6 protein-coding genes and 2 pseudogenes are annotated in these 8,914 nt (G+C 36.0%); 3 read left to right on the plus strand and 5 right to left on the minus strand.

The genetic code is table 11. From position 1 onward, the window contains the following. Positions 1-241, plus strand: a pseudogene (locus N9I19_RS25380) (IS1595 family transposase); the annotation flags it as partial. A gap of 312 nt (positions 242-553) precedes the next feature. Here N9I19_RS25380 and N9I19_RS23155 read toward each other — a convergent pair. The 5 genes from N9I19_RS23155 to galU form a co-directional block, all read right to left on the minus strand. Next, positions 554-1,558, minus strand: coding sequence for an NAD-dependent epimerase (locus N9I19_RS23155; protein ID WP_317779111.1), 1,005 nt, complete (start codon positions 1,556-1,558; stop codon positions 554-556). Positions 1,559-1,978: 420 nt separating this feature from the next. After that, the gene (locus N9I19_RS23160) at positions 1,979-3,157 is read right to left on the minus strand and encodes a hypothetical protein (RefSeq protein WP_317779112.1); all 1,179 of its coding nucleotides are present in this window, start codon (positions 3,155-3,157) and stop codon (positions 1,979-1,981) included. After that, positions 3,130-4,560 carry a glycosyltransferase gene (locus N9I19_RS23165; RefSeq protein ID WP_317779113.1) on the minus strand — a complete coding sequence of 477 codons (1,431 nt, stop codon included), beginning with the start codon at positions 4,558-4,560 and terminating at the stop codon, positions 3,130-3,132. Before N9I19_RS23165 ends, N9I19_RS23160 begins: the two co-directional genes overlap by 28 nt. A 334-nt stretch (positions 4,561-4,894) precedes the next feature. Further along, entirely contained in the window at positions 4,895-6,214 is a 1,320-nt protein-coding gene (locus tag N9I19_RS23170) for a UDP-glucose dehydrogenase family protein (RefSeq protein ID WP_317779114.1), read from the minus strand. A 1-nt stretch (position 6,215) separates the two neighbouring features. Next, complete coding sequence (gene galU / locus N9I19_RS23175) at positions 6,216-7,121, minus strand: UTP--glucose-1-phosphate uridylyltransferase GalU (protein WP_284470648.1); 906 nt, start codon at positions 7,119-7,121, stop codon at positions 6,216-6,218. A 270-nt stretch (positions 7,122-7,391) separates the two neighbouring features. Between galU and N9I19_RS23180 the strand changes: the two are divergent. After that, positions 7,392-7,961 (plus strand): annotated as a pseudogene (locus tag N9I19_RS23180) (IS3 family transposase); the annotation flags it as partial. A 543-nt stretch (positions 7,962-8,504) separates the two neighbouring features. Continuing rightward, positions 8,505-8,914, plus strand: a 410-nt coding sequence (locus tag N9I19_RS23185) for a 2OG-Fe(II) oxygenase (RefSeq protein ID WP_317779115.1), incomplete at its 3' end; no start/stop codon positions are given.

The raw sequence follows: 8,914 nt of genomic DNA on the forward strand, positions 1-8,914 counted from the left end.
AAAAGGCATTTATCATATCCAAAACGTAAATAACTATCACCAACGCTTAAAACAATCGATAATGCTATTCAAGGGTGTTGCAACAAAATATTTGCAACACTATTTGGGTTGGTTTAATTTCTTTGATACACTTGCTTTTGATACAGATGAACGTAGTATTCGCACGTTTGCGGTGGAAAGTTATTTACACCCAATAAACGAAACAAACGCAACGATTCCATTAAGAAAAATGATAGCATAACAATGCTTTCGCAAATATTTGTAGAGTAATAGCTATAATGAAATAAATAAGCTGTCTTAGCTAAGAAAAGGGAAGGTGTTTTTGAAAAGTTGACTATTATCAGGAGGAATTGATGTATAGATTTTTTATAAGCGTTATAAAGATAAAGAAGGTTTTCAACGTTATTGAAACTTGACCTATGCCGAATTATTTTTTCTCAAGGCCTGACGCCATTACCTCATTTTTGTAAACTTACTGACTGAAGCAGAGATTCCATCATGATTTTTATCCACTAAAATCCCACTTAGGAAAAATTCACTGCTTCTTTTTTTCTTATTTAATGTACTTTTTGTACCAATTTACAAAATGAGTTAAACCTTCTTCTATCGTTGTTGAAGGATAGAACCCCACATCAGCATACAAATCGGCAATATCTGCATATGTCTCCTTAACATCTCCCGGTTGCATCGGTAAGAATTCTATTTTTGCCTTTTTTCCAATTAGTTTCTCTAATGTGATAATGAAATCCATTAATTTTATGGGCTTATTGTTACCGATATTATAAATTTTGTATGGAGCATAGCTTGAACTTGGATCGGGGTGAGCTCGATCCCATCCAGTATTATAAACCGGTGGTTTATCAAGTAATCGGATTATTCCTTCAACAATATCATCAATATAAGTAAAGTCTCTTCTCATATCTCCATTATTAAAAACCTTTATTGTTTTCTCTTCAATGATATTTTTAGTAAAAGAGTAATAAGCCATATCAGGTCTCCCCCATGGACCATACACCGTAAAGAAACGGAGTCCTGTGGTTGGAATATTATATAAATGACTATAAGTATGAGCCATTAATTCATTAGACTTTTTAGTGGCAGCATATAAACTTACTGGATGATCTACTGGGTCTTTGGTTGAGAAGGGGATATTTGTATTTGCTCCATATACAGAACTGGAAGATGCATAAATTAAGTGCTTTACATTATTTTGTCGACAGACCTCTAAGATATTTACAAATCCAACCAGGTTGGAATTAACATAAGAATCCGGGTTCTCTATGCTATAACGTACTCCAGCCTGAGCGGCTAAGTTGATGACTATATCAATGGTTCTGTCTTTAAATAATTGATTTAATTTTTCTTTATTAGACAAATCCAATTTGTGGAATTCAAAATCAGGGTTTTCTTTTAATATCTTGAGTCGATTGTTTTTTAAAATAACATCATAATAATCATTAATATTGTCTACTCCTATAACATTGATATCAAGGGTTAACAAACGTTTTGTTAAATGGAAACCAATGAATCCTGCAGCCCCTGTTACTAAAATGTTCATAACATTAATTCCAATCCTTTCTATTACAATAGGATTTTGACACCTTTCCGGAACACTGAGTAAGCATTATTTATATATTTAAACTTTTGACCCTTTAGAGCAACAGAACAAAGTTCATTATGACGGATATAAAGAGGAAGCAAACTCAACATCTTCATTGTGAAGAGACTTACGTTTTATTCGTAATTCACGAATGACATGATATCCTCTTTCGCTTTAAGTCTTATGAGTTTTTCACTCTTATACCCGCTATGATTAAGCATTTACGATTGAAGTTTAAGCTAAAACGATTTTGGAAACCGTTGAAAGCAAAATCACCATAGGTTTTGATATGCTCCTTTTTTGTGATATAAAACCTCAACAAAATAGGCGTAATACCTTTTTACCTTTTTTCGTTAGGTTCCAGTTACATAACTATGACTATACAAGAGTATTATCATTTTTAGTTAATGGGATTGGCGTTTTTGTCCATTCAGCATACGTACCAGGATCTATCGCCTTCACTTGTTCCAAAAAAGAATCTAAAAAATTTCTTTCACACAGGTCTTTAAATAACTCGAGAGGCCTTTTTTGTTCACGTGAAAAAGAGTACACATGGTCGACTAATTTAAAACCATTCTTGGTTATGATAATATGCCGTAATGGGGCATCAATTTGTTTGAAACCTGATTTTTCCATTGTTTTTAATATATAGAGTAATCGTCTTGTTATGTCCTCAGAAAGTACAGATTGTTTTTTAAGAAACGTATTTAAATCTGGTCCTAATAGATATTCCATTAAAATATAATTTGGTCCTGTTTCAAAGACTTTCGGGATAAAAGGCAAGTCTTGGCTTGATAAAAGAACCATTTTTTCCTGTTTTGCATGTTCAGTTTTCCCGTAAAGTTTAACGCATGTGTCTTCAGACACTCGATAAACAGCACCTTGATGCCCTTTTCCAATGAGTGTTTGTGTTATAGCGCTATCCACTTTTACTCCATTACCTGACCCTCCAGAGACGGGAATGTTTCTAAAGTCCAAACTATTTTGATTGAAATAATCCTCCCACTCATTGTAGGTGTCCGGTTCAAGCTTTTTCACTTGGGCTAAGAACGATTCCTTTAAAAGGATTATTTTTAAATCTCTTAATAATTTTAATGGTACAGGGTGCATCCTTTTAAAGGAGTTTGTATGGTCAATCACCTTAAGTTCCTCGTTACCAACGACAAAAATATGACGTAGGGGGGCATCTATCATGGTGAATTTTGCTTGTTTTAATTCCTTTAATATATAGAGAAGTTTCTTTACTATAGAATCAGGGATATACGTACATTTTCTCAGATATTCTTTTAAGGTTGGCGCATTAAAATATTCCATGACTATATAGTTTGGTCCTGTTTCATACACCAATGGCATAAAGGGTAGATGTTTTCCAGCTTTAAGAGCTTCTTCCTCCATTTCGGCTTGTACTGGGTCTGAATAGATTTTTACACATTTATCTTCTGAAAGTTTAAATACTGCACCTTGAGCCCCCATTCCTATCAGCGAATAGGTAGTGGGATTGTGAATTTCCAAAGATTTTTCACCTTTGGTTACAGTAATGGTTTTAAAATCCTCCATGATTTCCTCCTAACTGCTCTAAGGGCTTTTTTGATTTTTTCGGCTTTTGCCTTTTTTTCTTTTTTACGAGATGCTATTTTTTCATCTATAGCCTTCTGTTGAATTTTAGCTTTGTTGTCATTTTTATTAGATGCTACAAGTTCATCTTTGACTTTATCTTTAGTCTGCTGCTGTAGCTGTTGTAGCTGTTGCATATAAATAAGGGCTTTTCTGGCTAAATCGACTTTTTTTCTAGGCGCAATTGTTTCGCCATCATACTTGCCTTGCTGTTGAGGCTGTGGAGTCTCCTTAAGGATTTTTTTAACTATTTGGCGAGGTGTTACTGAATATTGTTTACCTACTTTATAAGGGGCTACAAGTTCATCATAAAATTCAGCTTGTTGTTGAAGCTGATGGACGAGGTTAAAGTTTTGTTCGACTTTTTGACGAGCCGATACTGTATATGTTTCCCATATCTCTCTGTTAGTTAGCATGAATTCAAGAGCATCTGCCAGTTCATCTACATTGTTTTCTTGTACTAAAACCCCCTCTTTGTTATGAGTGATTAATTCAGGGATGCCGGCATGATTGGTCGAAATCACTGGTACCCCAATCGCCATAGCTTCTTTTAATGTATTAGGTATACCTTCTACATCTCCATTGGCAGCTTCTAAGCTCGCGGCGCAGAATATATCCGCATTGGTCATTTGTTCTCGTACTTGATCTTTAGGGAGATGATTCAATAAACGAAAAGAGTCACCTAAATTAAGTTGATTTGCCAATGAAATGAGATATTCTTCAAGCTCCCCCCTTCCGATAATCGACAGGGTTGCATTTGGAAATTTATCTCTGATTTTTTGAAAAGCTTGCATTAAGATGTGATGTCCTTTTTTTTCCACCAACCTACCGATGGATAAAATGTTTTGAGAGCCCCCTTTATGTGGGGTCCGGTAATTGAATTCGTTAAGGTCTACGCCCCCATAGAGCACTCTGATTTTTTCTGAAGGACAACCCCAAGCAATCAACCTATCTGCCAAATACTGACAAACTGGAAAAAAACGCTCACCTTGATCAAATAGCTTTTTCATGTTATCTAGATAGCCAATGGGCTGATTAGCTAGGGTTGCATCCCTGCCTCTTATACTTGTTACCAACGGAAGGTTTGTCTCCTCTTTAAAAGGAAGTAATAACATCCCTAATTGACCATGGTGAGCATGTAAGAGGGAGATATTATTTTTTTTCATATATTCTTTCGGTGAGAAAATTTCATTGAGATAATGAACTTTCTCATTCAAAAGGGAAAGATCTATCATATCCTTTGGTTGTCGTACCATATGGATATAATCATAATCAGGAACTTCTCTAATCTGTGATATATATTGGGTCGGGTCGACTCTTAAATTCAAATGCATAACTGTGTGCAAATAAATGATCTCCTTTCATGCATAGTAAGGCAAATTTCCTGGACCTTTTCAAGTATATTATGCAGGACTCTTTAGGTACGCATGGACTAATAACATACATTAAAGCTAAATGGCATAGAGTATGCGTTTGCCTAATACAAAGGGTGGATTGAAATAAATGCCATGACTCAAGATTATTTGCAAACAATGGGTCGATGAAGATATTTCTTCCATTTAAAGAAATATAAAAAAGCACCCAAGAACTATCAAAGGTGCTGCATTTCCAGTTTGAACCTAATATATGCCTTTAAAGAATCATGTTCTGGTTAATGAAGTGTTAGAAAATGTTTTCGCTTTATGTCATACCAATAACAATTGCTGGTCTTCCTATTGGGTAATATTCAATTTTCTTGCACGCTCTGATTCGATCTTCTTCAAGACAATTTCTGCCATCAAAAACAATCGGTTGTCTCATTGTATTCATCAATGTCTCCAGGTCTAATTGTCTAAACTCATTCCATTCGGTAACAATAAATACAGCATCCGCATCCAATGTCGCTTCGCGGACTGAGCTGGCAAATCTAATTGTATCCCCTAATATCTTCTTCGCATTATCTATTGCCACCGGATCATAAGCTACCACTTCTGCTCCAAGTTTGGTTAATGAACGCGCAATTTTGATTGATGGCGCTTCCCTCATATCGTCTGTCTCTGGCTTGAAAGCAAGACCAAGCATTGCAACCTTTTTCCCTTTTAAATCCCCCAAGCGATTTATCGCTTTCGTTACAAGGATTTCCTGCTGAAAATCATTAATCGCTACTGTTTCTTTTAACAGGGAAAAATGTACTCCATTTAACTTGGCAGTATGAAGCAACGCTTTAACATCCTTTGGAAAACAAGATCCACCATAACCAATACCGGGCTGTAAAAAAGCTTCTCCAATCCTTTTATCTTTTCCCATTCCCCTTGCTACATCTTTAACATCTGCACCTACCGCTCCGCATAAATTGGCAACTTCATTGATAAAGCTAATCTTAGTCGCCAAAAAGGCATTTGAAGCATACTTAATCATTTCCGCACTTCTAATACTTGTTAGTATAAATGGTACATTTAACGGACGATACATTTCTTGGACTTTCTTAGCCGCCTCATCATTTTCAGAACCGATGATGATTCTATCTGCTTTCATCGTATCCATAACGGCTGATCCTTGTCTTAAAAATTCAGGATTTGAAACCATATTAAAGGTGACCTTTTCGTTACAAAGTTCTTCCATAATTTTTTTAATAAAATCATTCGTACCAACTGGCACAGTACTCTTTATAACAACTACTGAACTCTGCACTAGGTTCGCAGCAATATCCTTCGCGGCTTGCACAATATACGATAAATCTGCTCCCCCATCCTCCATTTGCGGTGTACCTACGGCAATGATGATAATCTCGGCACCATTTAGCGCCTCTCGATGAGATGTTGTAAACAGCAGTCTGCCCGCTGCGGCATTTTGAGCAAGCAAATTCTCCAGACCCGGTTCATATATTGGAGAAACCCCTTGACGTAAACTTTTAATTTTCTGTTCATCTATATCGATACAAATGACACTATGCCCTATTTCGGACAAACAAACACCAGTGGACAGCCCGACATAACCTGTACCCAAAACGGCTATTTTCATATTATTCAAGCTCTCTCTTTTTAATCTGAAGGTTTTCTTTCTTAATTACATCCCTTAAGTAGGAAAGTACTTCATCTCTTATATCATCCCTGCGTAAAGCAAAGTCGATTGTTGCTTTAATGAATCCAACTTTATCACCAATATCATATCGGTTTCCCTCAAAGTTATATGCTAATACGGCCTGCTGCTTATTTAGCTCATTTATGGCATCAGTAAGTTGTAATTCATTAACATGTCCAACCGGAATCTTTGCTAGTGTTTCAAAAATCTCAGGTCTAAAAACATAACGCCCCATTATCGCATATCTGGAAGGAGCCTCTTCCCTTTTCGGTTTTTCCACCAAAGAATCGATATGAAAAAGGTTAGGCTCAATCATTGTACCTTTTGGCTTAATAATTCCATATTTAATGACATCCTTTTCCGGTACATTCTGAACAGCTACGACGGAACTGTTGCAATACTCAAAAACACTGATGATTTGTTGCAAACAGGGTGTTTTAGACATAACGATGTCATCCCCTAACAAAACAGCAAAAGGTTCATTTCCAATGAAGTTTTTAGCACAGAGAATTGCATGTCCTAGCCCCATCGGTTCCTTTTGGCGGACATAATAGATATTTGCCAAACTAGATATTTTCTGAACTTCCTCTAAAATATCTAGCTGATTTTTTCTTAAAAGTGCATCTTCCAACTCATAGGATTTATCAAAATGATCCTCTATTGATCTTTTTCCTCTACCGATTATGATAATAATTTCCTCTATACCCGAAGCTACTGCTTCTTCAACAATATATTGAATCGTTGGTTTATCAACAATCGGCAGCATTTCCTTAGCCTGAGCTTTTGTTGCAGGCAAAAATCGGGTCCCAAGGCCTGCGGCCGGAATAATGGCCTTTCGGATTTTCATAAGCTGCCTCCCTTTGTCCTTCATTATCCTTTATATGCAATAGGACAACTTCCGGTCTAGTTAGAAGCCCAATTAGTCCTTTTTTATTTAACGGGGACCAGTAGACTATACATGCAAGAATCCCAAACTGGCTGTGGCCGAGCATCGCAACCTGTCGGATAGTGCCAAATTAAAAACTCCATTACACTTTTTATGCAATGGAGTTACCATGGTTTTGGAGTAGTGGTCGATATAATAAACCACTGTGTGAGCTTTTTTGCGGCTTTGTAGTATCGAAAGATGGCTAAGGCAACCAAAGAGCACCTTACTTGTCCAAACCTTCTTAATCGTGAATTCAAACTGAAGGAGCCAGGGAAAATTCTGCTTACTGACATTACCTACCTTTATTATGGAAAGGGTCAAAAAGCGTATTTGTCATGCGTAAAAGATGTGGCTACAAAAGAAATAGTTACATATCATTTATCCACGCCATTAGATATGAATATCGTTTATGAAACTTTAAACAAGCTAAGGCAGGCTGTGAATCACGAGTTCCATCCGAATGCAATCCTGCATTATGACCAAGGCTTCCATTACACCCATCCGCTATTTCAAAACAAAGTGAAGGAACTTGGGCTAACCCAATCCATGTCCCTCAAGGGAAACTGTTGGGATAATGCGCCAATGGAAAGTTTCTTTGGCCACTTTAAGGATTTGGCAGAATATAAAATATGTAGTAATTTAACGGATGAGAAGGAAGAAGTTGATCGAGTTATTGAAGATTATAATAATCATCGTTATCAATGGGGGCTAAAGAAAATGGCCCCGGTACAATACCGGGACCACATATTAGCCGCTTAGGCGCTTTTTTATACTGTCCGTAAAATGGGGCACAGTTCATCTCAGCCTCTTCTTCTTTATTCAGTTTCATCTTCATTTTTATTACTACTACTGCTATTTGCTATTAACATTGCAATCTGCGCCTTTTTATCTAAATCTAAATCAAGTGTATCGATTATGCTAAAAGCCGATTTTAATTGGAGGGGTTGTGGTTGTGCAATCTTCGTTATTTCATATAAGATTTTATTTGAAGTTTGATCTTGTTGTTTAATTAACTGATTCTGAAGTTGAATCTGAAGTTCCTTCTGTTGTTGTTCTTGGAGTTGGAGTTGGGCTTGAATATTTTCTAGTGGTTGTGAAATCTTCGTTATTTCGTGTAAGATTTTATTTAAAGCCTCATCTAGTTGTTTAATTAATTGATTCTGAAGCTAAACCTGAAATTCCTTCATAAGTAAAGAACAAACTATTTTTAATCATATTGGAAATAAAATCAAAACGGAAGACCGAGAAATTAATGTAATTGCTAGATTAGTTGAAGCACTAATTGTAATATTAGGGAATGTTTTGAGTCACGAAGAATTTGACGGGCTTATTGAATTGTCAAAAGACAGAATGAATCGTTCCAAAATTGGAGTTAAGCACGAAGTAAATGAGATAAGAACGAGCAGTAGTATGTTTTTTGAAGAAAATGAAAATGACATCATTACCAAAATTGCAAAACGGATTTCAACAATCATGAATATACCCATTGAACATGGAGATGGTATTCAAATTCTTAAATATATTCCTGGTCAAGAGTATAAAGCTCATTTTGATTTTTTTACATCTTCAAGTATAGCAAAAAAAAATAATAGAATCAGCACAATCATCATGTACTTAAATGATGTGGAGCATGGGGGAGAAACTTTTTTTCCTAAACTGAATTTTTCAGTATCACCTCAAAAAGGAATGGCAGTGTATTTTGAATATTTCTA

Origin of the sequence: Peribacillus sp. CSMR9 (assembly GCF_033141925.1) — a bacterium.
In the GTDB taxonomy this organism is placed as follows: domain Bacteria; phylum Bacillota; class Bacilli; order Bacillales; family DSM-1321; genus Peribacillus; species Peribacillus simplex_A.